This is a genomic window from Comamonas brasiliensis, assembly GCF_018292285.1.
In the GTDB taxonomy this organism is placed as follows: domain Bacteria; phylum Pseudomonadota; class Gammaproteobacteria; order Burkholderiales; family Burkholderiaceae_C; genus Comamonas; species Comamonas brasiliensis.
Genome location: NZ_JAANES010000004.1, coordinates 391,892 through 416,540 on the forward strand (window position 1 = coordinate 391,892; position 24,649 = coordinate 416,540).

Annotated in this window: 22 protein-coding genes; 15 read left to right on the forward strand and 7 right to left on the reverse strand. The window is 63.6% G+C overall.

Features of this window, described 5'->3' with window-relative positions; translation table 11 throughout:
- Positions 1-3 precede the first annotated feature (3 nt).
- On the forward strand, positions 4-633 hold the full coding sequence (locus DJFAAGMI_RS18230; protein ID WP_003066795.1) for a response regulator transcription factor: 630 nt from the start codon (positions 4-6) through the stop codon (positions 631-633).
- A 77-nt stretch (positions 634-710) separates the two neighbouring features.
- On the opposite strand, the gene DJFAAGMI_RS18235 is transcribed toward DJFAAGMI_RS18230, so the two are convergent.
- Positions 711-1,370, reverse strand: coding sequence for a YiaD family glycine zipper/OmpA-like lipoprotein (locus DJFAAGMI_RS18235; protein WP_211458197.1), 660 nt, complete (start codon positions 1,368-1,370; stop codon positions 711-713).
- 184 nt (positions 1,371-1,554) lie between these two features.
- A complete protein-coding gene (locus DJFAAGMI_RS18240; RefSeq protein WP_167007731.1) occupies positions 1,555-1,725 on the reverse strand; it encodes a hypothetical protein in 171 nt (56 codons plus the stop codon).
- Here DJFAAGMI_RS18240 and mltA point away from each other — a divergent pair.
- Complete coding sequence (mltA, locus tag DJFAAGMI_RS18245) at positions 1,724-2,899, forward strand: murein transglycosylase A (protein ID WP_211458198.1); 1,176 nt, start codon at positions 1,724-1,726, stop codon at positions 2,897-2,899. The genes DJFAAGMI_RS18240 and mltA overlap by 2 nt on opposite strands.
- Positions 2,900-2,992: 93 nt before the next feature.
- Here the strand turns inward: mltA and DJFAAGMI_RS18250 are convergent, their stop codons facing one another.
- Together DJFAAGMI_RS18250 and DJFAAGMI_RS18255 are read right to left on the reverse strand one after the other, a co-directional pair.
- Positions 2,993-4,702, reverse strand: a complete 1,710-nt coding sequence (locus DJFAAGMI_RS18250; protein WP_211458199.1) for an MFS transporter — start codon at positions 4,700-4,702, stop codon at positions 2,993-2,995.
- A gap of 211 nt (positions 4,703-4,913) precedes the next feature.
- Positions 4,914-5,396 carry an Lrp/AsnC family transcriptional regulator gene (locus DJFAAGMI_RS18255; RefSeq protein WP_211458200.1) on the reverse strand — a complete coding sequence of 161 codons (483 nt, stop codon included), beginning with the start codon at positions 5,394-5,396 and terminating at the stop codon, positions 4,914-4,916.
- Positions 5,397-5,594: 198 nt separating this feature from the next.
- Here DJFAAGMI_RS18255 and DJFAAGMI_RS18260 point away from each other — a divergent pair, with 198 nt between their 5' ends.
- The 5 genes from DJFAAGMI_RS18260 to DJFAAGMI_RS18280 all read left to right on the forward strand — a co-directional run bounded on the left by DJFAAGMI_RS18260 (position 5,595) and on the right by DJFAAGMI_RS18280 (position 15,273).
- Positions 5,595-9,173: an indolepyruvate ferredoxin oxidoreductase family protein gene (locus DJFAAGMI_RS18260; RefSeq protein WP_211458201.1), complete on the forward strand. Its 3,579-nt coding sequence runs from the start codon at positions 5,595-5,597 to the stop codon at positions 9,171-9,173.
- A 366-nt stretch (positions 9,174-9,539) separates the two neighbouring features.
- Positions 9,540-9,872, forward strand: a complete 333-nt coding sequence (yajC, locus tag DJFAAGMI_RS18265) for a preprotein translocase subunit YajC (protein WP_003066810.1) — start codon at positions 9,540-9,542, stop codon at positions 9,870-9,872.
- A gap of 88 nt (positions 9,873-9,960) precedes the next feature.
- A complete protein-coding gene (gene secD, locus DJFAAGMI_RS18270) occupies positions 9,961-11,859 on the forward strand; it encodes a protein translocase subunit SecD (RefSeq protein ID WP_211458202.1) in 1,899 nt (632 codons plus the stop codon).
- Positions 11,860-11,870: 11 nt separating this feature from the next.
- Positions 11,871-12,827 carry a protein translocase subunit SecF gene (gene secF, locus DJFAAGMI_RS18275; protein WP_003060159.1) on the forward strand — a complete coding sequence of 319 codons (957 nt, stop codon included), beginning with the start codon at positions 11,871-11,873 and terminating at the stop codon, positions 12,825-12,827.
- Positions 12,828-12,882: 55 nt separating this feature from the next.
- Positions 12,883-15,273 (forward strand): DUF1631 domain-containing protein, encoded by a 2,391-nt coding sequence (locus DJFAAGMI_RS18280; RefSeq protein WP_211458203.1) that lies wholly within the window; start codon positions 12,883-12,885, stop codon positions 15,271-15,273.
- Positions 15,274-15,335: 62 nt separating this feature from the next.
- Here DJFAAGMI_RS18280 and dprA read toward each other — a convergent pair whose 3' ends face one another.
- The gene (gene dprA, locus DJFAAGMI_RS18285; RefSeq protein ID WP_211458204.1) at positions 15,336-16,529 is read right to left on the reverse strand and encodes a DNA-processing protein DprA; all 1,194 of its coding nucleotides are present in this window, start codon (positions 16,527-16,529) and stop codon (positions 15,336-15,338) included.
- A gap of 14 nt (positions 16,530-16,543) precedes the next feature.
- On the reverse strand, positions 16,544-17,731 hold the full coding sequence (locus DJFAAGMI_RS18290) for a LysM peptidoglycan-binding domain-containing protein (RefSeq protein WP_043004570.1): 1,188 nt from the start codon (positions 17,729-17,731) through the stop codon (positions 16,544-16,546).
- Between the two features lie 203 nt (positions 17,732-17,934).
- Here DJFAAGMI_RS18290 and def point away from each other — a divergent pair, with 203 nt between their 5' ends.
- The 8 genes from def (at position 17,935) to DJFAAGMI_RS18330 (ending at position 24,069) form a co-directional block, all read left to right on the forward strand.
- Positions 17,935-18,447, forward strand: coding sequence for a peptide deformylase (gene def, locus DJFAAGMI_RS18295; protein ID WP_003060164.1), 513 nt, complete (start codon positions 17,935-17,937; stop codon positions 18,445-18,447).
- Positions 18,448-18,458: 11 nt separating this feature from the next.
- Positions 18,459-18,956, forward strand: a complete 498-nt coding sequence (locus DJFAAGMI_RS18300) for a hypothetical protein (RefSeq protein ID WP_211458205.1) — start codon at positions 18,459-18,461, stop codon at positions 18,954-18,956.
- 42 nt (positions 18,957-18,998) lie between these two features.
- Entirely contained in the window at positions 18,999-19,964 is a 966-nt protein-coding gene (gene fmt / locus DJFAAGMI_RS18305; RefSeq protein ID WP_211458206.1) for a methionyl-tRNA formyltransferase, read from the forward strand.
- Positions 19,961-20,731 carry an AzlC family ABC transporter permease gene (locus DJFAAGMI_RS18310; RefSeq protein ID WP_211458207.1) on the forward strand — a complete coding sequence of 257 codons (771 nt, stop codon included), beginning with the start codon at positions 19,961-19,963 and terminating at the stop codon, positions 20,729-20,731. Before fmt ends, DJFAAGMI_RS18310 begins: the two co-directional genes overlap by 4 nt.
- A complete protein-coding gene (locus DJFAAGMI_RS18315; RefSeq protein WP_211458208.1) occupies positions 20,728-21,060 on the forward strand; it encodes an AzlD domain-containing protein in 333 nt (110 codons plus the stop codon). The genes DJFAAGMI_RS18310 and DJFAAGMI_RS18315 overlap by 4 nt, the downstream gene beginning before the upstream one ends.
- 222 nt (positions 21,061-21,282) lie before the next feature.
- Positions 21,283-22,476, forward strand: coding sequence for a phosphoglycerate kinase (locus tag DJFAAGMI_RS18320; RefSeq protein ID WP_211458209.1), 1,194 nt, complete (start codon positions 21,283-21,285; stop codon positions 22,474-22,476).
- Between the two features lie 295 nt (positions 22,477-22,771).
- Positions 22,772-23,251 (forward strand): Crp/Fnr family transcriptional regulator, encoded by a 480-nt coding sequence (locus DJFAAGMI_RS18325; RefSeq protein ID WP_043004576.1) that lies wholly within the window; start codon positions 22,772-22,774, stop codon positions 23,249-23,251.
- A gap of 143 nt (positions 23,252-23,394) precedes the next feature.
- Entirely contained in the window at positions 23,395-24,069 is a 675-nt protein-coding gene (locus tag DJFAAGMI_RS18330) for a hypothetical protein (RefSeq protein ID WP_211458210.1), read from the forward strand.
- Positions 24,070-24,090: 21 nt separating this feature from the next.
- On the opposite strand, the gene DJFAAGMI_RS18335 is transcribed toward DJFAAGMI_RS18330, so the two are convergent.
- Positions 24,091-24,648 (reverse strand): adenine phosphoribosyltransferase, encoded by a 558-nt coding sequence (locus DJFAAGMI_RS18335; RefSeq protein WP_003060181.1) that lies wholly within the window; start codon positions 24,646-24,648, stop codon positions 24,091-24,093.
- Position 24,649 lies beyond the last annotated feature (1 nt).

The following is a 24,649-nucleotide window of genomic DNA, read 5'->3' on the forward strand; positions in this document are numbered from 1 at the left end:
TTCATGGAACCTGTAACCGACGCTACCGTCTACGTGGTGGACGACGATGCCGATGTCCGAGAGGCATTGGCATGGCTGCTGCGTTCGCGCAGATTGCTGAGCGAGTGCTATCGCAACGCCGAAGAATTCGAGCAGGCGGTGCTGCAGACCAGCCCCGTGACGCGCCGCCCCTGCTGCCTGCTGCTCGATATGCGCATGACGGGCATGAGCGGCCTGTCGCTGTTCAATCGCATGCTGGAGCGCGGCCAGATCGAGGCCATGCCCGTGATCTTTCTGACCGGCCATGCCGATGTTCCCACGGCCGTGGATACGGTCAAGCGCGGTGCTTTCGATTTCTGCGAGAAGCCGTTTTCCGACAATGCGCTGGTGGACCGTGTGGAGCAGGCGCTGGCGCTGTCTGCCGAGCATCTGGCCGCCTTGCAGGCGCGCGAAGAGGTGCGCAGCCGCCTCGACGAACTGACCGATCGTGAAAAGGACGTGATGAAGCTGGTCGTCGAGGGCGTGCCGAACAAGCTCATCGCCGATCAGCTCGACATCAGCGTGCGCACCGTGGAAGTGCACCGGGCACGGGTCTTCGACAAGATGCAGGTCAAGTCGGCCGTGGAGCTGGCCAATCTGCTGCGCAACGCCTGAGCCGCGGCCTGCGCACACTGCGCAATCGCCAGTAAAAAGCCCCGCTTTGCGGGGCTTTTTGCTGGCTGGTGCCTGTCTTACTGGGGAGCGCGCTCACCCACGAAGATTTCCACGCGGCGATTGCGCGCACGGCCTTCGTTGGTGGCATTGGAAGCCACGGGCTGGTGCGAGCCCATGCCTTGCACCTGGATGCGGGCGCCGTTGACGCCACGCGAGGTCAGATAGTTGCGGGTGCTCTCGGCACGCTGCAGCGACAGCGGATTGTTGATGGCATCGGAGCCGGTGCTGTCGGTGTGACCGATGATGCGCACTTCTGCATTGGGATTGTTGCGCAGACCTTCGGCAAAGCGGTCGAGGATGGGGGCGAAGTTGCTCTTGATGTCGGCGCGGTTGGTATCAAAGGAGATGTCGCTGGGGATGTCCAGCTTGAGCTGGTTGTCCGCGGTCTGTGTCACGCCCACGCCCGTGCCCTGGGTCGCGGCTTCCATTTCGCGCTTTTGCTTTTCGAGGTTCTGCGACCAGATATAGGAGCCCAGTGCACCGACACCGGCACCGATCAGTGCTCCCTTGCCGGCATGGCCACCGGCGATGGCTCCGATGGCAGCGCCGCCCAGTGCGCCCACGCCTGCGCCGGTGGCGGTGCGGCGCGTGGTGTCCGACATGCCGCCGGTATTGGCACAGCCGGTGATCAACAGAGCAGAGGCCAGAGCGGCCGTCACAGCCAATTGCTTGCGCATAGAAAACTCCTTAGTTTGATGAACGACCCGGAGGGTCCTGCAAACCAGCTTCGCGTAAAAGCTGCAAGGCCTTGAGCGTACTGCCAAGAGAAACCGAAAAAAGTAGGACGCGTGCCAGCGCGCGGTTTCTGATGCAAAAGATTGTCACAATCAGCCCGCGCTGCAATGGCTGCAGCGCCATGGGCTAAGCTCGATCGGGGCCATCCTGGCCGGCGTCGGCCAGCGTTTCCTGGCGCGGCGTTGGCTCGGCCGGGGCCGGCAACTCACCCTTTTTCCGACCCGAGAACATGGTCCACCACACAATAGCGACCAGAATGGCCAATGCCAGCAGTGCTTCAAGCAAAATCAGACCCATGAATTTCCATCTCCTGCGCCGTTTTTCACTGGCGCTGATTGTAGGAACCCTGGTGGCCTGCACCACCACCAAGCAGCAAAACGATCCGGCACCGGTGCCCGAGATGGCGCCGCATGGCGGGCCAGCCTCCACGGCCAAGCCGCCGTTCACCGCCAATGTACCGACAAAAAGCCGCTGGGTGGCGGTGGACTGGGGCGAGCTGCCCGGCGTGCCCCAGGATTCCTTGAACGAGGCCTGGAATGCCTGGATCAAGAACTGCGAGCGTCCCAGTACCGTGTTCGCCAATCTGTGCGGCGAGGTGCGCCGCCTGAGCATTGCCTCGGAAGACGAGCAGCGCAGCTGGATGATGAACACGCTGCAGCCCTATCGCATTGAAGCGACCACGGGCAGCCCCGACGGCATGCTGACCGCCTATTACGAGCCCTTGTACGAGGCGCGCCGGGTGCAGGGCAACGGCTTCAACGTGCCCATCTATCAGGTCCCGCAGGGCTTTGGCAAGCGCAAGCCCTGGTTCACGCGCCAGCAGATCGACACCATCCCCGAGGCGCAGGCCGCCCTGGCCGGCCGCGCCATTGCCTGGCTGCGCGACCCGGTGGACATGCTGGTGCTGCATATCCAGGGTTCGGGCCGGCTGATGCTGACCGAGGCCGATGGCCGTCAGCGCATGATCCGCGTGGCCTATGCCGGCACCAACGATCAGCCCTACAAGAGCGTGGGCCGCTGGCTGCTCGACCAGAACCTGGTGCGCGATGCCACCTGGCCCGGCATCAGCGCCTGGATTGCCGCCAACCCCTCGCGTGTCAACGAGATGCTCTGGAGCAATCCGCGCTATGTGTTCTTCCGCGAGGAGGCGCTCAATGACTTCGATGCCCAGTTCGGTCCCAAGGGCGCGCAGGGCGTGGCACTGACGCCGGGCCGCTCCATTGCCGTGGACCGCAACAGCATTCCCTATGGCACGCCGGTCTGGCTGTCCACGCCCGGACCTACGGTCTCGCTCAACCGCCTGGTGTTCGCGCAGGATACGGGCAGCGCCATTCTGGGCGCCGTGCGCGCCGACTATTTCATGGGCTGGGGGGCCGAGGCCGGTGATGTGGCGGGCCGCATCAAGCAGCCGCTCAAGCTCTGGGCCTTCTGGCCCAAGGCCTTGGCCGGATCGGCGCCGCATCTGCGCTGATACAGAAACAGGAGCTGCCAGCGCTTGTCAGTCAATGAATTTCGATAAATAACTATCTGAAATCATTGCACTGAAAGCGCTAGCAGCTCTTTTTTAAAGAGCGTCGGTGAAGTAACGCTGCACCACGGGCGGCTCCTTGCCCTTGTGAAAGCTCAGCTTGCGGTCGCGCAGCGCCACATCGGCGGTCGTCACGCGCTCGAAGCGGCGCAGATGCTCGGTCCAGGACTCGTCGGTGATCTGCTCCACGAAGCGCTCTGGCTGGCTCATGCTGTGCAGCAGGCTCCAGGACAGCGCGCCCTGGCGCAGGCGGCTGCGCCGGCTCAGCTGCATCAGATCGCGGAAGGCGCCGGCCCTGGCCGGATCGATCAGGTACTCGATGGTCACCACCACGCGGCCGGCTTCGGGCGTCGACGCTGCCGTCGGCGGCGTGAAGGCGCGCGAAGGGCTGAGGTCTTCCTCGATGTCGCGGTCCGGGTTCAGGCGCTGCACGATCAGCAGGGCCGTCAGCCCGCTGACGGCGGCCACGGCCATGCTGATCTGTACCGAGGCCAGGCTGGCGATCTTGCCCCAGATGGCGGCGCCGATGGCCGTGCTGCCCATGATGGACATCTGGTAGATGGACATGCCGCGCGCCCGCACCCAGTTGGGCAGGGCCATCTGCGCAGCCACGCCCAGCGTGTTGGCCGTGGCCAGCAGGGCCAGGCCCGAGAGCATCATGCCCGGCACGGCCACGGCGATATGGGGGGCGAAGGCCACGGTCAGCGTGGCCAGACTTTGCGCGGCCACGCCGGCCAGCACCGTGCGCTCGCCCGACAGCATCTGGCGTATGCGCGGCAGCAGCATGGCGCCCAGGATGGCGCCCGCGCCCATGGACGCCAGCAGCAGCGTGAAGGTGCCGGCACTGCCGCTGCTGGCCGTGCCGTGGTCCAGGCGCTGGGCCGTCAGCGGCAGCAGCGCCATGATGGCGGCGGCCTGCAAAAAGTAGCAGACGGTGCGCAGCAGCACGGCATGCATGCGTGGCGACTCCTGGATGAACTGCAGGCCCACGCGCATGGCCGAGCCCAGGCGCTCGCGGCCCAGCGGGTTGGCGGGCTGCTGACGCTTCCAGCGCAGCAGCACAAAGCCCGAGACGATGGACAGCACGGCATTGAGCACAAATACCCAGGCGCTGCCCAGGCTGGCAATCAGGGCCCCGGCCACCAGCGGACCGATGATGCGCGAGGCATTCATGGCCACGCCGTTGAGCGCCATCGCAAAAGGCAGGTGGTGCTTGGGCACCAGCTCCGGGATCAGCGCCGAGAACACCGGCCAGCGCATGGCCAGGCCGATGCCGTTGGCAAACACCAGGGCCAGCAGCAGATAGGGCGTCAGCTGGCCCGAGAGCACGGCCAGGCACAGCAGCAGCGCCACGGCCGCCACCCAGAACTGGGTGACGATGAAATAGCGGCGCCGGTCCAGGATGTCGGCCAGCGCGCCGCTGGGCAGGGCCAGCAGCATGACCGGCAGGGTGGAGGCCGACTGCACCAGCGCCACCAGCACCGGCGAGGTGGTCAGCGATGTCATCAGCCAGGCGGCCGCCACATCGTTCATCCACATGCAGATATTGGCCGTCATCCAGATCATCCACAGCATGCGGAAGGTGGGCGTGGCCAGCGGTGTCCAGACGCCCGGGGCCGCGGCCGGCGGCGCGCCGCCGTCATGCATGGCCGAGGGATCTTCCAGCAGCTTGCCTGCAGGGACCTGGCCGGAGTCTGAAATTATTGGATTGTGGGAAGCGCGTGCTGCGGAATCATCGTGGGCCATGGTGCACGATTCTGTAGCAGGAAAGTTGTGCTGACAAATACGTAGTTCCTCACAGCGCCAGGCTGCGGCGGCCATCTGTCGCAGCGGTGACGGGTGCTATTGATTAGTGAGCTTGCTGCGTATGTAATTCAATGATTTCAATGCCAATTCAGCAGGTATTTCCCATGGATCAAGCGGTACACGCTTCACTTTTGAAGTGCCCCGGCCGTGCTCAGGCATGCGTCAGCGTGCTGGGCAGCGGCAGCGCGCTGCTGGACTTCACTTCGCCCAGCGAAAAGATCGTGTGCACGTCTTTGACGTTGGGCAGGCGCAGCAGCACATTGCGCACAAAGCCCGAAAAGCTCTCCAGATCCCTGGCCACGACCTGCAGCTCGAAGGTGCCTGCGCCGCTGATGTAGTGGCAGGTGGTGACCTCGGGCAGCAGGCGAATGGCTTCCTCCATGCGCAGCGTGATGTCGGCCGTGTTCTGTGCGGCATCCACGCGCACAAAGGCCAGCACGCCCAGGCCCAGCTTGTGGCGGTCCAGCGTGGCGTGATAGCCGGTGATATAGCCCGACTCCTCCAGCGCACGCACGCGCCGCCAGCAGGGCGCGGCGGACAGGCCCACGCGCTGGGCCAGCTCGGCATTGGTGAGGCGGCCATCCAGCTGCAGCTCATTCAGGATGGCCCAGTCGAAGCGATCAAGTTGATTCATGAGGCGGAATTTACAGAAAGATTCTTTCAAAAACTAGGTTAATCCCGGCAATAAAAAGAAAGCTCTATTCAGGGCGTTTTCCGTAAACTTTGCTCAAACAACTTGCGTTCCGTGCCTCTGGCGCAGGAATGCCCAAAGCAATATGCTGCTCTGGTAGCCAACAGCTGCCACGGGTGGTCACCCACATGGAGACAAGCCATGAATGCCCCTTTGCCCGATGAAGTCCGTCGTGCCCTGGAGTCTGTGACTCTGGACGACAAATATTCCCTGGCCCGCGGCCGCGCCTTTATGAGCGGCGTGCAGGCCCTGGTCCGCCTGCCCATGCTGCAGCGCCTGCGCGATGCGCAGGCCGGGCTCAATACCGCCGGCTTCATCAGCGGCTATCGCGGCTCGCCCCTTGGCACCTACGACCAGTCGCTGTGGGCCGCCAAAAAGCATATGGAGGCGAATCACATCGTCTTTCAGCCCGGCGTGAACGAAGAGCTGGGTGCCACGGCGGTTTGGGGCACGCAGCAGCTCGATCTCTATCCCGAGACCAAGAAGTTCGACGGTGTCTTCGGCATCTGGTATGGCAAGGGGCCGGGCGTGGACCGCTGCTCCGATGTGTTCAAGCACGCCAATATGGCGGGCACGGCCAAGCATGGTGGCGTGATTGCGATCGCGGGTGACGACCACATCAGCAAGTCTTCCACGGCCGCGCACCAGAGCGACCACATCTTCAAGGCCTGCGGCACGCCGGTGTTCTTCCCCAGCAATGTGCAGGACATCCTGGACATGGGCCTGCATGCCTTTGCCATGAGCCGTTTCTCGGGCCTGTGGTCGGGCATGAAGACGATCCAGGAGGTGGTGGAGTCCTCCTCCTCGGTCCTGGTGGACCCGGATCGCGTCAACATCATCCTGCCCGAAGACTTTCAGATGCCGGACGGCGGCCTGCATATCCGCTGGCCCGATCCGCCGCTGGAGCAGGAAGCGCGGTTGATGAACTACAAGTGGTATGCGGCCCTGGCCTATGTGCGCGCCAACAAGCTCAACCACAACGTGATCGAGGGGCCCAACGACCGCTTCGGCATCATCGCCAGCGGCAAGGCCTATAACGACACACGTCAGGCCATGGCCGACCTGGGGCTGGACGAGGACACCTGCCATCAGTTGGGCATCAGGCTGCACAAGGTGAATGTGGTCTGGCCGCTGGAGGCCACGATCACGCGCGATTTCGCGCGCGGCCTGCAGGAAATTCTGGTGGTCGAGGAAAAGCGCCAGGTCATCGAATACCAGATCAAGGAGGAGCTCTACAACTGGCGCGACGATGTGCGCCCCAATGTGGTGGGCAAGTTCAGCGACGAGCATGGCGGCGAATGGTCGCTGCCCAACCCCAGTACCGACTGGCTGCTGCGTCCCACGGCCGACCTGACCCCCGCCATCATTGCGCGCGCCATTGCCCAGCGCCTGAAGAAGCTGGGCGTGCCCGAGCATGTGCAAGCGCGCATGCAGCAGCGTCTGGCCGTGCTCGACGCCCGCGAAGCGGCGATCAAGGCGGCCAAGGAGGTCTCGACCGGTGACCGCACGCCCTGGTTCTGCAGCGGCTGCCCGCACAACACCTCGACACGCGTGCCCGAAGGCTCGCGCGCCGTGGCCGGCATCGGCTGCCACTACATGACCACCTGGATGCCCGACCGCCGCACCAGCACCTTCACGCAGATGGGCGGCGAGGGCGTGACCTGGGTGGGCCAGGCGCCTTTCACCAAGGAAGCCCATGTCTTCGCCAACCTGGGCGACGGCACCTACTTCCACAGCGGGCTGCTGGCGATACGCCAGAGCATTGCGGCCGGCACCAACATCACCTACAAGGTGCTCTACAACGACGCTGTGGCCATGACGGGCGGCCAGCGCGTGGGCGAGCGGCCCGAAGGCCATTCGGTGCTGCAGATCATGAACAGCCTGCTCTCCGAGGGCGTGCGCAAGCTGGTCATCGTCACCGACGAGCCCGAGAAATACGATGGCGTGAAGCTGGGCGAGGGCGTGACCGTGCACCACCGCGACGAACTGGATGCGATCCAGCGCCAGTTCCGAGAGCTTGAGGGCTGCACGGCCATCATCTACGACCAGACCTGCGCCACGGAAAAGCGCCGCCGCCGCAAACGCGGTACCTTGAGCACGCCCGACAAGACCGTGGTCATCAACGAGCTGGTCTGCGAGGGCTGTGGCGATTGCTCGGTGCAGTCCAACTGCCTGTCGGTGGAACCCGTGGAGACCGAGTTCGGCCGCAAGCGCCGCATCAACCAGAACAGCTGCAACAAGGACTATTCCTGCGTCAAGGGCTTCTGCCCCAGCTTCGTCACCGTCGAGGGCGGTCAGCTCAAGAAGCCCAAGCAGGAGAAGAAGGGCAGCCTGGATGCCCTGCCCAACATTCCCGAGCCCATGCTGCCCGTGGCCGAGCAGGCCTGGGGCATCGTGGTGGCCGGTGTCGGCGGCACGGGCGTGATCACCATCGGCTCGCTGCTGGGCATGGCCGCGCACCTGGAAGGCAAGGGTGTGGTCACCCAGGATGCGGCCGGTCTGGCGCAGAAGGGCGGCTCCACCTGGAGCCATATCCAGATCGCCAACCGCGCCGATGCCATCTACACCACCAAGGTGGACATGGCCAAGGCCGATCTGGTCATCGGCTGCGACCCGATCGTGGCGGCCACGCCCACCACCTTGTCGGTGATGCAGCCGGGGCGCACCTATGTTGCGCTCAACAGCCATGCCGCGCCCACGGCCACCTTCGTGGGCAACCCGGACTGGCAGTCGCCGGCCGCACGCTGCGCCACGGCGCTGGCCGAGGCCGTGGGTCATGGCGCCCTGGGCAGCTTCGACGCCGAGAAGGCCTCCACGGCCCTGCTGGGCGACAGCATCTACGCCAATCCCATGATGCTGGGCTACGCCTGGCAAAAGGGCAAGGTGCCGCTGAGCCATGCCTCGCTGATGCGTGCCATGGAGCTCAACGGCGTGCAGGTGGCGCGCAATCAGGAGGCTTTTGAATGGGGCCGCCGCTGCGCCCATGATCTGGAGGCCGTGCGCGCTCTGTATCAGGCATCGCAGGTGATCCAGTTCGTCAAGAAGCCGTCGCTCGAGGAAATGCTGGACAAGCGTGTGGAATTCCTCACGGCCTACCAGAACGCGGCCTATGCCCAGCAATACCGCGAATTTGTGGCCAAGGTGCGCGCGGCGGAAGAGCCGCTGCAGCAAGGCACGCGGCTGTCCCAGGCCGTGGCGCGCTATCTGTTCAAGCTGATGGCGTACAAGGACGAGTACGAGGTGGCGCGTCTGCACACCGAGGCGGCGTTCACCCAGAAGATCAGCGACATGTTCGAGGGCGACTACAAGCTCGTGCATCACCTGGCGCCTCCCGGCTTTGCCAGGAAGGACGAGCAGGGCCATCTGCTCAAAAAATCCTATGGCCCCTGGATGCGCAAGGCCATGGGCTGGCTGGCCGGCATGAAGGGATTGCGCGGCACGGCGCTCGATCCCTTCGGCCGCACCGAGGAGCGCCGCACCGAGCGCGCCCTGATCGTCGAATACCGCCAGTGCATCGACACCCTGCTGACAGGCCTCACGGCCGACAAGCTGGCGCTGGCTGTGGAGATTGCCTCCATCCCCGAGGACATTCGCGGTTACGGCCATGTGAAGGAGCACCATCTGGCGGCGGCGCGCATCAAGTGGCAGGCGCTGATGACGCGCTGGAACGGCGTTGCGGCGCCTGCGGCCGCAGCGGTGCGGCGGATGGCAGTGAACTAATTGCGCCGAAGCGCATCAGAACAAGGCCGGGGCGACCCGGCCTTTGTATTCATGGCCAGAGGCGTGGTGCTGGCGGTGGTTTATCGAAAGTTGATAGCTGCCAGCGCCTGTATTGACTGATATTCAAATATAAAACAGTCAGAAAACAATACAGGTAATGCGCTAATAGCTATGCTTTTTGCAGGATCTGTTGATGTGGGAAGGGAGGTCCTCATCGCATCAGGGAATGCCTGTGCTGCGCGGCTGCCCATGCAAATCTTGGGCGCAAGCCAGCCGAATACAATGTCCCGCTGACCTGGCCAGACGCGCAACCGTGCATCTGCCGGGACCTATTCCTGACAAATTCACTCTTTCGGAGTCTTTTTCGTGTTCATTTCTTCTGCTTTCGCCCAGACCGCTCCTGCCGCCGCTGCTGAAGGCGGCTTCATGGGTTCGCTCACCGGCATGCTGCCTCTGGTGCTGATGTTCGTGGTGCTGTACTTCGTGATGATTCGTCCCCAGATGAAGCGCCAGAAGGAACACCGCTCCATGATCGACGCGCTGGCCAAGGGTGACGAAGTGGCTACCGCCGGCGGCATCATCGGCACCGTGACCCGCATGGCCGAGCAATTCATCTACATCGAAGTGGCTTCCGGCGTGGAAGTCCAGATCCAGCGCTCGGCTGTGGTGCAAGTGCTGCCCAAGGGCACGGCCAAGTAAGCCTGTCCGCTGTGGATTTTGAGGGGTACGGCGCTCGAACAGAGTGTGCGTACCCGTTGTGCGTTGCTGTAAAAAAAAGAGCGCGATCATGAACCGATACCCGGTCTGGAAGTACGCGATCATCGTGATCGCGCTGCTGGTGGGGGTGCTCTACACCCTGCCCAATTTCTTTGGTGAAGCGCCTGCGGTGCAGGTGTCCTCGGCCAAGTCCACCGTGAAGGTGGACAACGCAGTGCTGCAAAAGGTGGAATCCGCCTTGAGCGCGGCCAGCGTCAAAGCCACTTCGCTGTCGCTGGAGGGCACTTCGGTGCGCGCCCGCTTCGATACGCCCGACGAGCAGCTCAAGGCCAAGGACGTCATCCAGAAGGCTCTGGTTGCCGACCCCTCCGATCCCGCCTACATCGTGGCGCTGAACCTGGTGTCGCGCTCGCCCGACTGGCTGACGGCCATCGGTGCCAAGCCCATGTATCTGGGTCTGGACCTGCGCGGCGGCGTGCACTTCATGCTGCAGGTGGACATGGCCGCGGCCCTGACCAAGAAGGCCGAGAGCTATGCGGGCGATCTGCGCTCCACCATGCGCGACAAGAACATCCGCCACGGCGGTGTCAGCCGCGACGGCAACAACGTCACCATCCGCGTGCGCGACGAAGCCACGCTGACGGCGGCGCGCAACCTGATCGCGGACCAGTTTCCCGATCTGACGGCCACTTCCTCGCCTGATGGCACCGGCTTCAAGCTGGTGGCCTCGATCAAGCCCGAGGCCCTGCGCAAGGTGCAGGAGCAGGCGCTCAAGCAGAACATCGTCACGCTGCACAACCGTATCAACGAGCTGGGCGTGGCCGAGCCCGTGATCCAGCAGCAGGGCCTGGACCGCATCGTGGTGCAGCTGCCCGGCGTGCAGGACACCGCCAAGGCCAAGGACATTCTGGGCCGTACCGCCACGCTGGAAGTGCGCATGGTGGACGAGTCCGCCGAAGCGCGTTCGGCCGAGATGGGTTCCGGCCCCGTGCCCTTCGGCTCCGAGAAGTATCTGGACCGCAACGGCCAGAGCATCATCGTGCAAAAGCAGGTGACGCTGACCGGCGAGAATCTGACGGACGCCCAGCCCGGCTTTGACAGCCAGACCCAGGAGCCCACCGTCAACCTGACGCTGGACGCCAAGGGCGCGCGCATCTTCAAGGACGTGACGCGCGAGAACGTGGGCAAGCGCATGGCCATCATCCTGTTCGAAAAGGGCAAGGGCGAGGTGGTGACGGCTCCCGTGATCCGTGGCGAGATCGGCGGCGGCCGCGTGCAGATCTCCGGACGCATGACCACGGCGGAAGCCAACGACACCTCGCTGCTGCTGCGCGCCGGTTCGCTGGCCGCACCCATGGAGATCATCGAGGAATACACCATCGGCCCGAGCCTGGGTGCTGACAACATCAACCGCGGTATCCACTCCGTGGTCTGGGGCATGGTGGCGATTGCGGCCTTCATGTGCATGTACTACATGCTGTTCGGCGTGTTCTCCACGATTGCCCTGTCGGTGAACGTGCTGCTGCTGCTGGCCATTCTGTCCATGCTGCAAGCCACGCTGACCCTGCCCGGCATTGCCGCCATGGCGCTGGCGCTGGGCGTGGCCATCGACTCCAACGTGCTGATCAACGAACGCATCCGCGAAGAGCTGCGTGCCGGTGCCTCGCCCCAGGCGGCCATCCATGCCGGCTACGAGAATGCCTGGCACACGATTCTGGACTCCAACGTGACCACGCTGATCGCCGGCCTGGCCCTGCTGGCCTTCGGTTCGGGCGTGGTGCGCGGCTTTGCCGTGGTGCACTGCATCGGCATTCTGACCAGCATGTTCTCGGCCGTGTTCTTCTCTCGCGGCCTGGTCAACCTCTGGTATGGCGGCAAGAAGAAGCTCAAGAGCGTCTCCATCGGTCAGGTCTGGAAGCCTGAGGGTGAGGGTCTTCGTTCCGTGGCCGGTCGCGGCAGCAACAACTAAGGAGGAAGATCATGGAGTTCTTCCGCATCAAAAAAGACATTCCGTTCATGAGGTACGCGTTGGTCTTCAACGCGATCTCCTTCATCACCTTTGCGCTGGCCGTCTTCTTCCTGTTCTCGCGCGGCCTGCATCTGTCGGTGGAGTTCACGGGCGGTACGGTCATGGAAGTGGCCTATACCCAGCCGGCCGATATCGGCAAGGTGCGTGAAACCGTTTCCAAGCTCGGCTATGCCGATGTGATCGTGCAGAATTTCGGCACATCCAAGGATGTGATGATCCGTCTGCCCGTGCAAAAAGGCGTGACGACTGCCCAGCAAAGCGAGCAGGTGATCACTGCGCTGAAGGCCGAGGATGCCGAGGTCACCCTGCGCCGTACCGAGTTTGTCGGCCCCCAGGTGGGCGACGAGCTGATGCATAACGGCCTGATGGCGCTGGGCATGGTGGTGCTGGGCATCATCATCTATCTGGCCTTCCGCTTCGAGTGGAAGTTCGGTGTGGCCGCCATCATTGCCAACTTGCACGATGTGATCATCATCCTGGGCTTCTTCGCCTTCTTCCAGTGGGAGTTCTCGCTCTCCGTGCTGGCGGGCGTGCTGGCCGTGCTGGGCTACTCGGTCAATGAGTCCGTGGTGATCTTCGACCGTATCCGCGAAGCCTTCCGCAAGTTCCGCAAGCTCAGCACGCACGAGGTGATCGACCACGCCATCACCTCGACCATGAGCCGAACCATCATCACCCACGCCTCGACCGAAGCCATGGTGCTGTCCATGTTCTTCTTCGGTGGCCCCAGCCTGCACTACTTTGCGCTGGCACTGACGATCGGCATCTTGTTCGGTATCTATTCTTCGGTGTTCGTGGCGGCTGCCATTGCCATGTGGCTCGGCGTCAAGCGCGAGGATCTGGTCAAGGCTCCGACCAAGCCCGGCTCGCAAGACCCCAACGATCCCAACGCGGGAGCCGTGGTCTGACGCTTTGACCATTACGGCGGGCGCATAACCGCTCCCGCCGACTTACACTTACGGAATGGCTCCATCGCAGTCTTCCTCCACCGCGCCTGCGGCCCCGCAACAGCTGGGCTGGCAGGCGCGTTTGCGTTGGGTCCATGGCATTTGCCAGGGCCTGTCCAAGGTCGCCCAGCAGCTGGATGAATTTCTTGCCAACCAGACCGGCGTCGTCTCCACGGCCCAGGAGATGCAGGAGTGGCGCGAAGCCTGGGTCGGTTTTCAGCAGCACAAGGACGCCTGGGTACAAGCTTGTTCGCAGGCGCTGCAGCAGGCTGCGCGCAAGCCGCCTTCCCAAGCAGGCGAGAGCAGCGCTTCGGGATCGGCTCCGCTGAACTTCGAGCTGCTCAGCGACGACGTCGTCGAAAACAAGATTCTGGCCTCCCGCATGGCCCTGGCCATGGGAGAGACGCTGCAGCCCGGTTTCGAGGCCATGCGCCTGCGCATGCAGGCACTGGAAGGGCATGAGCTGCCTTCCCGGGACATGTTCCGGGCCGAGACCATTTGCCTGCATCTGGTCGAGCAATGGCTGAGCTGCGGCATGGAGCGCAAGCATTTGCTGCGGGCCGTGGAGCCTTTGCAGAATGCGCTGGCGCCGTTGATGGAGTCCGAATACGGCATTTTGCACAAGCTGCTGGATGCCAAAGGCGTCAGCAAGGCCCAGGATGCCCCGCTGCGGGTGAAGCGCACGGAGGGCGGCCCGTCTACCGGTGCCATTCCTCTGGGCGGCGCCAGCGGCTTTGGCCATGCTGCCGAGACCGGTTGGAGCAGCTCTGCCATGCAGCAGTTCATGCCCGCAGGTATGGCGGCAGGTTTCGGCGCCGAGCCGGGTATTGCCCTACCGCCAGGCGCCAGCGCCGGTCTCGGCATGCTGGCGCGGGCGCGCCATCGCGCGCTGGATGCCATGAATCAGCTGCGCCAGGTGCTGAGCCAGCCGGCGGTCGGCATTCCAGGCCTGATGCCCGGTGCCCCGCTGGTTCCCATGCCTCCGGCCTCTGCCGCCCTGGCGCAGGCGCTGCAGGAGCAGCAACAGCTGATGGTGGCCGAGTTCCAGGCGCAGTATCCGGCTGCGGCCGGTTCGGCCATGGCCATGCCTGCCATGGACTACAGCCCGGCAGCGATCGGCCAGTTGGTCAATCAGGTGCGCGAGCGCTCGGCCGACTGGAAGCAAAAGGCCCAGACAACGGGGGAGAAAGCGACCATCGAGGTGGTGGCGCTGATGTTCCAGAGCATTCTTTCGGAAGACCGGCTGCCGCCGTCCATTCGTGTCTGGTTCGCGCGCCTGCAGGTGCCGGTGTTGCGCGTGGCCCTGGCCGAGCCGCAGTTCTTCAGCGACCTGAATCACCCGGCGCGCAAGTTGATCGACCGCATGGGCTCCTGCGTCATGGGCTTCGATGCCAGCAGCATCAATGGCAATGCGCTGGAGACGGAGATTCGCCGCGTGGTCCAGGTGATAGAGCAGTATCCCGAGACCGGGCAGAAGGTCTTCGCCCTGGTGCTGCGCGAGTTCGAGGCCTTTCTCACCAAGCACTTTGCCCAGAACCGGTCCACGGCCAAGATCACCAGCGTGGCCCAGCAGGTGGAGCAGAAGGAAACGCTGGCCATCCAGTACACCATCGAGCTGCGCAATATGCTCACCGATATGCCGGTGCGCGAAGAGGTGCGCGACTTTCTCTTCAAGTCCTGGGCCGATGTGCTGGCCATGGCCACCGTGCGCTATGGCGCCAAGGATGCGCGGGCCATGCGCTTCAAGCAGGCGGCCAGCGAGCTGGTCTGGTCGGCCAGTGCCAAGCCATCGCGTCAGGAGCGTGCGCGCGTCATCCAGGGTCTGCCGACCTTGCTGCAGACCTTGCGCGAAGGGCTGGAGCTGGTGAGCGTGACGGGCGATGCGCAGTCGACCGCGATCAAGGTATTGACCGATACGCTGGCGCAGGCATTCATGTCCAAGACTGCGGCCATCCCGGCCGAGCGTATCGAGGCCATGGCCAAGCGTCTGTCGGAGCTGGAAAAATACATCAGCGAGGATGGCAAGCTCGACGATATGCCGCTGTCCAGCGAGAGCATAGAGCTGATGCTGGGCGTGGATGCGGGCGACCTGAACGTCATTCCCAACACGGACAGCCCGGTGGAACCGGCGATGCTGGAGTGGGCCCGATCGCTGGAAAGCGGCCGCTGGTTCACGCTGGACCACAACGGCAGCCGCGTACAGGTGCAATATGTCTGGCACAGCCGTCGCCGGCATCTGCATCTGTTCGCCTCGCTGGATGGCCATTGCTATCTGCTGCAGGCGCAGCGCATGGCCACCTATCTGCAGGCCGGCCTGCTGGCCGTGCATGACGCCGAGGCGCTGACGGTGCGCGCCACGCGCGATGCGCTGCAGAAGATTCAGGCGAATCCGGAAAGGCTGGCCTGATCTAAAGGCGCTAGGTGTCCTCCCGGTGTCTCTTTGCGCAGGGGCGCGAGTTCCGGGGCGTTTCAGCCTTGTGTGAGTCGCTGGTACAGGCCGCCCGGCAGGCGCGCGACCAGCCCATCGAGCTCCAGCTCCATCAACTGCGCCTGCAGATGGGCGGCATCCCAGCCCGTGCGATCGCTCAAGGACTCCGGCGTCATGGGATCATGGCCCAGCGCCCGCAGCAGCGGGTGCTCGGATATGGATGTCTTGTTTCCGATGGTTTCTTGCGCCTGTTCAACTTGGATTGGAGCGGGTTCCAGCCCCTGAAGCTCTTCGAGCACGTTGTCGGCAGTTTCCACCAGCTTGGCTCCCTGGCGTATCAGCGCATGGCAGCCCTTGGACTGCGGTGCGTGGATGGAGCCGGGAATGGCAAAGACTTCACGCCCCTGTTCGTTGGCCAGGCGGGCCGTTATCAGCGAGCCCGACTGCAGGGCGGCCTCCACCACCAGTGTGCCTTGCGACAGGCCCGAGATGATGCGGTTGCGCTGCGGAAAATGCTGGGGAAGGGGGCCGCTGCCCAGCGGGTATTCGCTGATGACCATTCCCTGGAGCGCAATTTGCTGCGCCAGTCTGGCGTGAGCGCGCGGATAGACCTGATCCAGTCCGGTGCCGACCACGGCAATCGTGCAGGGGTGTGTGCCTGAACGGGCTTGAAGCGCTCCCTCATGGGCGGCTGCATCGATGCCGCGTGCCAGACCCGAGACGATGCACAGACCTTGTTCGGCCAGTGCCTGTGCCATGCTGCGTGCATTGATGAGGCCCTGGGCCGAGGGATTGCGGCTGCCCACCATGGCCAGGGTGGCAGGATAGGGAAACCAGGGCCGGGCAGATGCCAGCAAGGTCGCCGAGCCCTGGACAAACAGCAGCAGGGGCGGATCTTCGGTCTGCAGCAGGCAGTCAGGATATTGGGGGTGGCCCAGATGGATCACGGTGTGCAGCAGCCCCGACGCGGGGGAGGCCAGCCAACTGGCCAGTACGCTGCAATGCTGTTCCCAGTCGGCGGGAGGCTCGGATCCGGCCTTGATCTGGGCCTGGGTGGCGCATTCCGCCCAGATGGACGGCGGCAGCCGCCAGACCGCCTCGGCACTGCCGGCCCTGGTCAGCAGACGGCGTGCCGTGGTGCGCCCCAGGCCGGGCGTCAAGAGCAGGCGCAGCCAGGCCAGGGTCTCGGCATCGGGCCAGGCATGGTGCGTATCTTGGGAGGCGGTGGGCACCATGCTTTGGCTCCATGTCAGGGCAGAGGCGACTGCAGGCCGTCGCCCACATTCACGCCGCGCTGGGCCGTGGTGATGAGCGCGTAGGAAACCCGGTCAAACACCTTGAAGACCATGGCATAGCCATTGGCCTCGTCGGGCAGCTTCACGCGGTCACGGCTGGGGCTGGTCTTGTCCACAATGACATTGCCCTTGCTGACGAGTTCCAGCACCGCGCCGATGTCCATGCCGTCCCGGGCCCCCTTGTTGATGGCAATGACCTGGTTCTGGGCCGCGTTATAGCCCACCGAGTCGCCGTAGATGGAGACCACGGCGGCGTCCACCGCCTGGCGCGGTGCATGAGGCACATAGCTCAGGTATTGCTGCTCGGGCGAGGGCAGCAGACGGTCGCCGGCGCGGATTTCGTTCTTGGAGCGGATGATGTCCACCGTGCCGGGCGCCGTCTGTGCGGGCTGGCCTGGCTCGGATGCCAGCAAGGTCTCGCCACGCGCCACGGTGGCACTGCCCAGGTACTTGGCTTCGTAGCCCAGGATTTCCCCGGTGACGGGGTCCTTGAGAGGCGTGGCATCGCGGAAGATGCGGTAGCTAGCGGGCTGTCCCTTGCCGGTGGTGATCAGCGCACCGCCGGAGTTGCGCACATAGGCGCGATCGCCATTGGCCATGAGCACGCGCTTGTCCTGGGTGGCGATGATGCGCGGCGCCTGTGCCAGGGCCTGGCTGTCCACGACCAGTGGCTCGGCCAGGAAGGGCTCGATCAGGTGCGGCGGCAGCGTGGGCAGGGCCAGATCGTTCAGTGAGGATTCACGTGTCTGCGGTGACACGCGCACCACTTCGGGATCGCCGTTAGGAGCCGTGGTCGACAGACGGGCATAGCCGTTGCTGCGCACCAGATACAGCACCTGGCCGGGGTAGATCAGATGCGGGTTGGCGATGCTGGAGAGGTTCATGCCCCAGAGTTCGGGCCAGCGCCAGGGCTGGCGCAGATACAGGCCCGAAATGCCCCAGAGCGTGTCGCCGCGCTTGACGGTGTATTGCGCGGGAGCGCTGGGCGCCAGTTCGCTTTCGGGGATGCCTTGCTGAGCGACTTGCTGTGCAGTGGAGCGCTGGGTGGCGGTCACAGGGTAGCTCTGGGCGTGGACCGAAGTCAGGGCTGCAAGCAATGTGGCACCGATGCTCAGGGTGCGTGCAGTGGCAAATGCGGTCATGAAATTCCTTCTGGCGGGATTCGTTTGCTGCAGCGTCCCTCGCGTCGCCGCACTGTGGCCGATCTTGGCATAGCCAGCCTACAAGTCTTACAAATGTGTCGAAATTCTCGATGCAAGGCCTCGATAGATCAATGTTTATTGAGGGCGTGACAAGCGTTTGGCGTCAAATGTTGGGACAATAACGACAGATTTACCGACACACCATGGCCATTCTTCCCATTCTCTGCTATCCCGATCCCCGTCTTCACAAGGTTGCCAAGCCCGTGGCGCAGGTGGATGAGCGCATCCAGACCCTGGTGAAAGACATGCTCGAGACCATGTACGACGCCCAGGGCATCGGCCTGGCCGCGACGCAGATCGATGTGCATGAGCGGGTCATCGTGATCGACGTGTCCGAGGAGCGCAACGAGCCCATGGCGCTGATCAACCCCGAGATCCTCTGGGCCAGTGACGAAACGCAACTGGGCGAAGAAGGCTGCCTGTCCGTGCCCGGCATCTACGACGGGGTGGAGCGCTCCATTGCCGTCAAGGTCAAGGCCCTCGACGAGAACGGCAACAGCCGCGAGATCGACGCAGAAGGCATGCTGGCCATCTGCATCCAGCACGAGATGGATCACCTGCTGGGCAAGGTGTTTGTCGAATACCTCTCGCCGCTGAAACGCAACCGCATCAAGACCAAGCTGGTCAAGGCCCAGAAGCAGGCCCTGCGGGCCTGATCGGAGCTTCCATGTCCCTGTCTCGCCTGCAAACCCTGTTGACTGCAAGTCTGCTGGCAGTGGGGCTGGCGGGTTGCATGGTGCCCCAGTGGCAAAAGCCCGGCATGCCTCAGGCCGAGGTGGAAAGAGGCATGGGCAAGCCCACTCTGGTCGTGGCCTTGCCCGAGGGCGGCCAGCGCCTGGTCTACAGCCAGCAGCCGGCCGGTCAGCAGGTCTATCACATGGATTTCGATGCCCAGCGCAAGCTGGTGCGCGTGGAGCAGGTGCTGGATACAGCGCACTTTTTTGCGCTGCGCAATGGCGTGGATACCCGCGACGATGTCTATCGCATGTTCGGCCCGCCCGCCATAGTCGAGGGGGTCTACAGCTTCAAAGGTGACATCTGGACCTACCGTTTTCTGGACAATACCTTTGGTCGGCGTGCTCATGTGCACATAGACCCGCAAGGTGTGGTGCAGAAGGTCATGTTCACTGATGAGAGCATGTACCTCAGAGAGCCGCACCGTTGAAGACCTGGCAGCCGACGGCTGCCTTTTTAATTTGTGAGTTCCATGAAAGTCATTTTTGCGGGTACGCCCGAATTTGCGCGCGTGGCCCTGGAGAGTCTGCTGGCCGCAGGTTTTGAAGTTCCGCTGGTGCTGACCCAGCCTGATCGCCCCGCCGGGCGCGGCATGAAGCTGCAAGCCTCTCCCGTCAAGCAGTGCGCGCTTGAACAGGGCATTGCCGTGGCCCAGCCGCTGAGCCTGCGTCTGGACGGCAAGTATCCCGAAGACGCTGCTGCCGCCAAGGCCGCGATCGAGGCCGCTCAGGCCGATGTGATGGTGGTGGCGGCCTATGGCCTGATCCTGCCGCAATGGGTGCTCGACACGCCGCGCCTGGGTTGCCTGAACATTCATGCCAGCCTGCTGCCGCGCTGGCGCGGTGCAGCGCCGATTCATCGCGCCATCGAGGCCGGAGACGCCGAGACCGGTGTCACCATCATGCAGATGGATGCCGGTCTGGATACCGGCGATATGTGCGTGATCGAGCGTCTGCCGATTGCTGCGCACGACACCACGGCCAGCCTGCACGACAAGCTGGCCACGCTGGGTGGTCGTCTGATCGTGGAAGCACTGGAAATGGCGGCCTGCGGTGGCCTGTCGCGCACGCCCCAGCCTGCCGCTGGTGTGACCTATGCCCACAAGATCGAGAAGGCGGAGAGCCTGATTGACTGGAGCGAAAACGCCGAAGTCATCGCACGCCGCCTGCGTGCCTTCAACCCCTTCCCAGGCGGCGCCACCAGCCTGGACGGCGAAGCCATCAAGGTTTGGGAGGCCAGGGCCGAGGAAGGCTCTGGTGCGCCCGGCATGGTGCTGTCGGCCGATGCTCAGGGGGTGCGCGTGGCCTGCGGCAGCGGCGTGCTCAATATGACGCTGTTGCAGCGTGCGGGTGGCAAGCGCCTGGCCGCCGGCGATTTTCTGCGCGGTTTCGAGCTCCCGGTTGGTGCGCTGCTGGGAGAGGGCGCTGGCGAGGTATGACGGATATGGCGATCACGCTGGGTCAGCGTGCGAAATCGATAGTCAGGGATCCGTTTTTCTGGGTCGGCTCCAAGGAGATGGGGGGCACGGCCCTGGGCATCGCCGCCTGGGGGCTGGTGACTGGCGTGGCCATGGTCAAGAGCGGTCTTTCCGTGCCTCTGGCGCTGTTCATGGGCCTGAGCGTCTATGCGGGCAGCGCCCAACTGGCCGTGCTGCCGCTGATGGCCGTGGGGGCGCCGCTGTGGGTGGTCTGGTTCACCGCCATCTGCGTGAACCTGCGTTTCGTGATCCTGTCCAGCATGTGGCGCAGCTATTTCGCCCATCTGAGTCTGCGTCATCGCCTGGCGGTCGCCTATTTCAGCGGCGATGTGATTTTCGTGAACTTCATGCGCCGCTACCCCGAGGCCAGGCCGCAGGCCGAGCAGTTGCCCTATTTCTGGGGTGCAGCACTGACCAACTGGCTGGCCTGGCAGATCCCGTCCACGCTGGGCATTTTTCTGGCCGACCAGATTCCCCTGTCCTGGGGCCTGGGCTTTGCCGGTGTGCTGGCACTGCTGGGCGTGCTGCTGTCCATGCTCAAGGATCGCGCGACCTGGGTGGCGTCCATCGTGGCCTGCACGGCCGCCGTGGCGGCTTTTGCGTTGCCGCTCAAGCTCAACATCCTGGTGGCGATTGCCGCCGCCGTGGCTGCAGGCCTGATGGCCGAGCAGTTGCAAAAGCAGGCCGGCCAGCTGTCAGCGGCAAAGAATGAGGAGCCGCGGTCATGATGAGCAGTTTCTGGGTCATCGTCGCCTGTATCGGTCTGGCCCTCATCACGCTGATCACGCGTGCCTTCTTCATGATTCCCGAGCGTGAGCTGCCGCTGCCCACCTGGCTCAAACGCGGGCTCAAATACGCGCCGCTGGCGGCCTTGGCCGCAGTGATTGCGCCCGAGATCGTGATGAGCAATGGTCAGCTGATAGGCAGCCTGGCCGATGCGCGACTGCCTGCGCTGGCCGCTTCTGTGGTGTATTTTTTTTACAAGCGCAGCATTCTTGGAACCATCGCACTGGGAATGGCGATCTACCTGCCGCTGCATATCGGCATGGGCTGGTAGCCCCAAGGCCAGAGAAAACAGGAGCTGCGTGCTCCTGTTTTCATATGGTCTGCCGCTGAAAAGGCCTGAAATCCAGTTACAGCGTGCGCAAGATGCTCCTGTTTTTGAGTCGAGTAAGCCGTTAAAAACGATGGCTGCAAAGGGCGAACGACCTAAAATGCAGACAGATTTTTTGTTTTCCAACCTTTGTATGGGCGACTTTCGGAGTCGCTTTTTTGCTGCATGAACATCATCCGCTTCTCCGATCTGTGCGCTCAGGGCAAGGCCCAGGGTCAACGTGTTTTCATCCGTGCCGACCTGAACGTGCCCCTGAACGAGGCTGGTGAAATCACCGAAGACACGCGTGTGCGCGCTTCCGTGCCGGCCATCGAGATGGCGCTGAAGGCTGGCGCTGCGGTGATGGTCACCAGTCACCTGGGCCGCCCCACCGAAGGTGAATTCAAGCCCCAGGATTCGCTGGCTCCCGTGGCCAAGCGTCTGTCCGAGCTGCTGGGCCGCGATGTGCCTCTGGTGGCCGACTGGGTGGACGGCGTGCAGATTGCTCCCGGCCAGGTCGTGCTGCTGGAGAACTGCCGTGTCAACGTGGGCGAGAAGAAGAACAAGCCCGAGCTGGCCCAGAAGCTGGCCAAGCTCTGCGACATCTTTGTGAACGACGCTTTCGGCACCGCTCACCGCGCCGAAGGCACGACCTACGGCATCGCCGAATACGCCCCCATCGCCTGCGCCGGTCCGCTGCTGTCGGCCGAGATCGACGCGCTGAACAAGGCGTTGGCCGCGCCTGCACGCCCCCTGGCCGCCATCGTCGCCGGCTCCAAGGTGTCCACCAAGCTGACCATCCTCAAGAGCCTAGCCGACAAGGTCGATCAGCTCATCGTGGGCGGCGGCATTGCCAACACCTTCATGCTGGCTGCCGGCCTGAAGATCGGCAAGTCGCTGGCCGAACCCGATCTGGTGGCCGATGCCAAGGCCGTGATCGACGCCATGGCTGCCCGTGGCGCCAATGTGCCGGTGCCCACTGACGTGGTTACCGCCAAGACCTTTGCTGCCGACGCCGTGGCCACCGTCAAGAAAGCCTCCGAAGTGGCGGACGATGACATGATTCTGGACATCGGTCCGGAAACCGCAGCCCTGCTGGCCGAGCAGCTCAAAAAGGCCGGCACCATCGTCTGGAACGGTCCCGTGGGCGTGTTCGAGTTCGACCAGTTTGCCAATGGCACCAAGGTCATCGCCCAGGCGATTGCCGAGTCCCCAGCCTTCAGCATTGCCGGCGGTGGCGACACCCTGGCCGCCATTGCCAAGTACGGCATTGAAAAGGACGTGGGCTACATCTCCACCGGCGGCGGTGCCTTCCTGGAAGTGCTGGAAGGCAAGAAGCTGCCGGCCTTCGAAATCCTGGAAAAGCGCGCCAACGGCTGATTTGATTGAGATAGGGCGCTAACCTATATGGTTAGGCTGATATCAGCTATCAAAAAAGGATCGACTAGTCGATCCTTTTTTTGTTGGAGCAGATCAGAATGCAGACATCTGGAGTGTGCAAAAGTAACTCGGCGGCGCAAGTGATTGGCGGGACTGTCGGAGTCGCTTAGCATTCAGCCTGCGTTGATGGTCAACCATGGCGCGCTATGAATTTCTTTTGCCCTGAGCGGCCGGGATGTGAATCCGGAGTTGTCCACCCGGATGGCATGCGGCGTTCGCGTTCTACTCACTGCTTATGTTCGCTTCCACACCTCAGGATTTGTCGGCGCTGGTCCAGGCGATGACAACTTCGGTTGCCACCGATACCGCCCAAAACGTGCTCAGTGCCGCGCAATGGGAGTTGTTGGCGCCGTATCTGCAGCCGATCAACCTGGCGGCCAGCGAAGTGTTGTTTGCCGAAGGGGCGCTGGATCGCAATCTGTACATGGTGGAATACGGCTCGCTGAGCGTGCATTACCAGGATTCGAAGGAAAGAATCCGCCTGGCCTTGGTGGGGCCGGGGGCGATTGTGGGGGAGGGCGCCTTCTTCGCCCATAGGCCACGCAAGGCCACGGTGCAGGCCGCAGCGCCCAGCCGTCTATGGTGTCTGACAGCGCTGCGTTATTCGGAAATTGCCAATCGCCAGCCTGCGCTGGCCCTGGCGCTGCTGACCATGGCAGGTCAGGTACTGGCACGCCGTGCAGGGGACAGTCGCCGCCGGGTGGCGAGCACCTGAGCGAAGATTTTTTTGTATCTGGCGCGGGTTGGGCGCTTGATCCACGTCGGACAAAGGCTAATATTTCAGCCAATGTCACAAGCTGCTTCAGACCAGGAGGCAGAATGTGTCCTATTGTAAATACAGCCTGATCGAGTGTGCTCATGTCCCTGTTTCGATGGTTTTCTCGCGCGCCTCGCCAAGACGATGGCACGCCAGCATCGCGCCACGAGGATGATCCGGGGGCGCGTCAGTCGCAGCGCCGGGAGCGCTCCGCCAGACGCGAGCAGCTGTACGTCATCGTGCGCGAAGCCATGGTCAGGGTCGGCATTCTCTCTGCCGGCTACAAGTTCAAGGTGCTCTCGCTGGACAACGTCGGCCAGCGCTTTGTCGTGATGGTGGATCTGGCCCCCGCGTATGCGGCAGATGCCTCGCAGCAAAGACGTATCGAGGCCTTGATTGCAGAGCTCGCCAGAACCCGCATGGATGCCGGGGTTCACGCCGTGTACTGGCGCGTGAATGGGCAGCTGCAAGCCGCCGCCACCCCCGATTTTGCGCAGACACAGTTTGACGGCTTTGCCCCAACAATGACCGCGCCGCGCCAGGCGCCGCCTGCCGTGGCGGTGCAAGCGGGCCGCCCCTTCGAGCCCATTGACGCGCAGGAGATGGATGCTTTCAAGCAGGCAGTGGCCATGGCCGCTGCCTCCTCTGCGGCAGGCGCGCGCCACTCCCGCCAGGCACCCTTGCTGGGTCCTGGCTCAGGCCACGAGGAAGGTGGCGAATTTGCCGTCTCCGGCCTGGGCTCTCTGGGTGCGACGCAGTATGGGGAGTTGCGCTGATCAGGGCTGTGAGCAGCTCGGTCAGTGTCCGGCGAAATCCACCAGGGTGAACAGCGGCAGGCCGCTGTCCTTGAGATGCTTGGAGCCGCCCAGTTCCGGCAGGTCCACGATCGCCGCGCCTTCCACCACCGTTGCCCCCAGCTTTTCCAGCAGCTTCTTGCCGGCCATCATGGTGCCGCCGGTGGCGATCAGATCGTCAATCAGCAGTACACGGTCTCCCGATTTGACGGCATCGGTATGCAGTTCCACGGTGGCGCTACCGTATTCGAGCTCATAGGTTTCTTCAACCGTGGTGAAGGGCAGCTTGCCTTTTTTGCGGATGGGCACAAAGCCGATATTGAGCTCGTGTGCGATCACTGCACCCAGAATGAATCCGCGGGCATCCAGACCTGCGACCACGTCGGGACGAAGCTTGGGGTCCATGTAACGGTGCACAAAGGCGTCGGTCATGACGCGAAAGACCTTGGGGTCCTGCAGCAGGGGCGTGATGTCGCGGAACTGCACGCCCGGTGCAGGCCAGTCCGGCACGGTGCGGATATGGTCGCGCAGATAGTCGTTGACGCTGGTGGAGGTTTGCATG

Excerpts from the sequence above, each read along its gene's own strand:
- dprA (WP_211458204.1), bottom strand. The coding sequence starts at position 16,529 with ATGGTGCCCACCGCCTCCCAAGATACGCACCATGCCTGGCCCGATGCC.
- fmt (WP_211458206.1), top strand. The coding sequence starts at position 18,999 with ATGAAAGTCATTTTTGCGGGTACGCCCGAATTTGCGCGCGTGGCCCTG.
- DJFAAGMI_RS18290 (WP_043004570.1), bottom strand. The coding sequence starts at position 17,731 with ATGACCGCATTTGCCACTGCACGCACCCTGAGCATCGGTGCCACATTG.
- DJFAAGMI_RS18260 (WP_211458201.1), top strand. The coding sequence starts at position 5,595 with ATGAATGCCCCTTTGCCCGATGAAGTCCGTCGTGCCCTGGAGTCTGTG.
- secD (WP_211458202.1), top strand. The coding sequence starts at position 9,961 with ATGAACCGATACCCGGTCTGGAAGTACGCGATCATCGTGATCGCGCTG.
- DJFAAGMI_RS18320 (WP_211458209.1), top strand. The coding sequence starts at position 21,283 with ATGAACATCATCCGCTTCTCCGATCTGTGCGCTCAGGGCAAGGCCCAG.
- mltA (WP_211458198.1), top strand. The coding sequence starts at position 1,724 with ATGAATTTCCATCTCCTGCGCCGTTTTTCACTGGCGCTGATTGTAGGA.
- def (WP_003060164.1), top strand. The coding sequence starts at position 17,935 with ATGGCCATTCTTCCCATTCTCTGCTATCCCGATCCCCGTCTTCACAAG.
- DJFAAGMI_RS18255 (WP_211458200.1), bottom strand. The coding sequence starts at position 5,396 with ATGAATCAACTTGATCGCTTCGACTGGGCCATCCTGAATGAGCTGCAG.
- DJFAAGMI_RS18330 (WP_211458210.1), top strand. The coding sequence starts at position 23,395 with ATGTCCCTGTTTCGATGGTTTTCTCGCGCGCCTCGCCAAGACGATGGC.
- DJFAAGMI_RS18235 (WP_211458197.1), bottom strand. The coding sequence starts at position 1,370 with ATGCGCAAGCAATTGGCTGTGACGGCCGCTCTGGCCTCTGCTCTGTTG.
- secF (WP_003060159.1), top strand. The coding sequence starts at position 11,871 with ATGGAGTTCTTCCGCATCAAAAAAGACATTCCGTTCATGAGGTACGCG.
- DJFAAGMI_RS18325 (WP_043004576.1), top strand. The coding sequence starts at position 22,772 with ATGTTCGCTTCCACACCTCAGGATTTGTCGGCGCTGGTCCAGGCGATG.
- DJFAAGMI_RS18300 (WP_211458205.1), top strand. The coding sequence starts at position 18,459 with ATGTCCCTGTCTCGCCTGCAAACCCTGTTGACTGCAAGTCTGCTGGCA.
- DJFAAGMI_RS18310 (WP_211458207.1), top strand. The coding sequence starts at position 19,961 with ATGACGGATATGGCGATCACGCTGGGTCAGCGTGCGAAATCGATAGTC.
- DJFAAGMI_RS18315 (WP_211458208.1), top strand. The coding sequence starts at position 20,728 with ATGATGAGCAGTTTCTGGGTCATCGTCGCCTGTATCGGTCTGGCCCTC.
- DJFAAGMI_RS18250 (WP_211458199.1), bottom strand. The coding sequence starts at position 4,702 with ATGGCCCACGATGATTCCGCAGCACGCGCTTCCCACAATCCAATAATT.
- DJFAAGMI_RS18335 (WP_003060181.1), bottom strand. The coding sequence starts at position 24,648 with ATGCAAACCTCCACCAGCGTCAACGACTATCTGCGCGACCATATCCGC.
- DJFAAGMI_RS18280 (WP_211458203.1), top strand. The coding sequence starts at position 12,883 with ATGGCTCCATCGCAGTCTTCCTCCACCGCGCCTGCGGCCCCGCAACAG.
- DJFAAGMI_RS18240 (WP_167007731.1), bottom strand. The coding sequence starts at position 1,725 with ATGGGTCTGATTTTGCTTGAAGCACTGCTGGCATTGGCCATTCTGGTC.
- DJFAAGMI_RS18230 (WP_003066795.1), top strand. The coding sequence starts at position 4 with ATGGAACCTGTAACCGACGCTACCGTCTACGTGGTGGACGACGATGCC.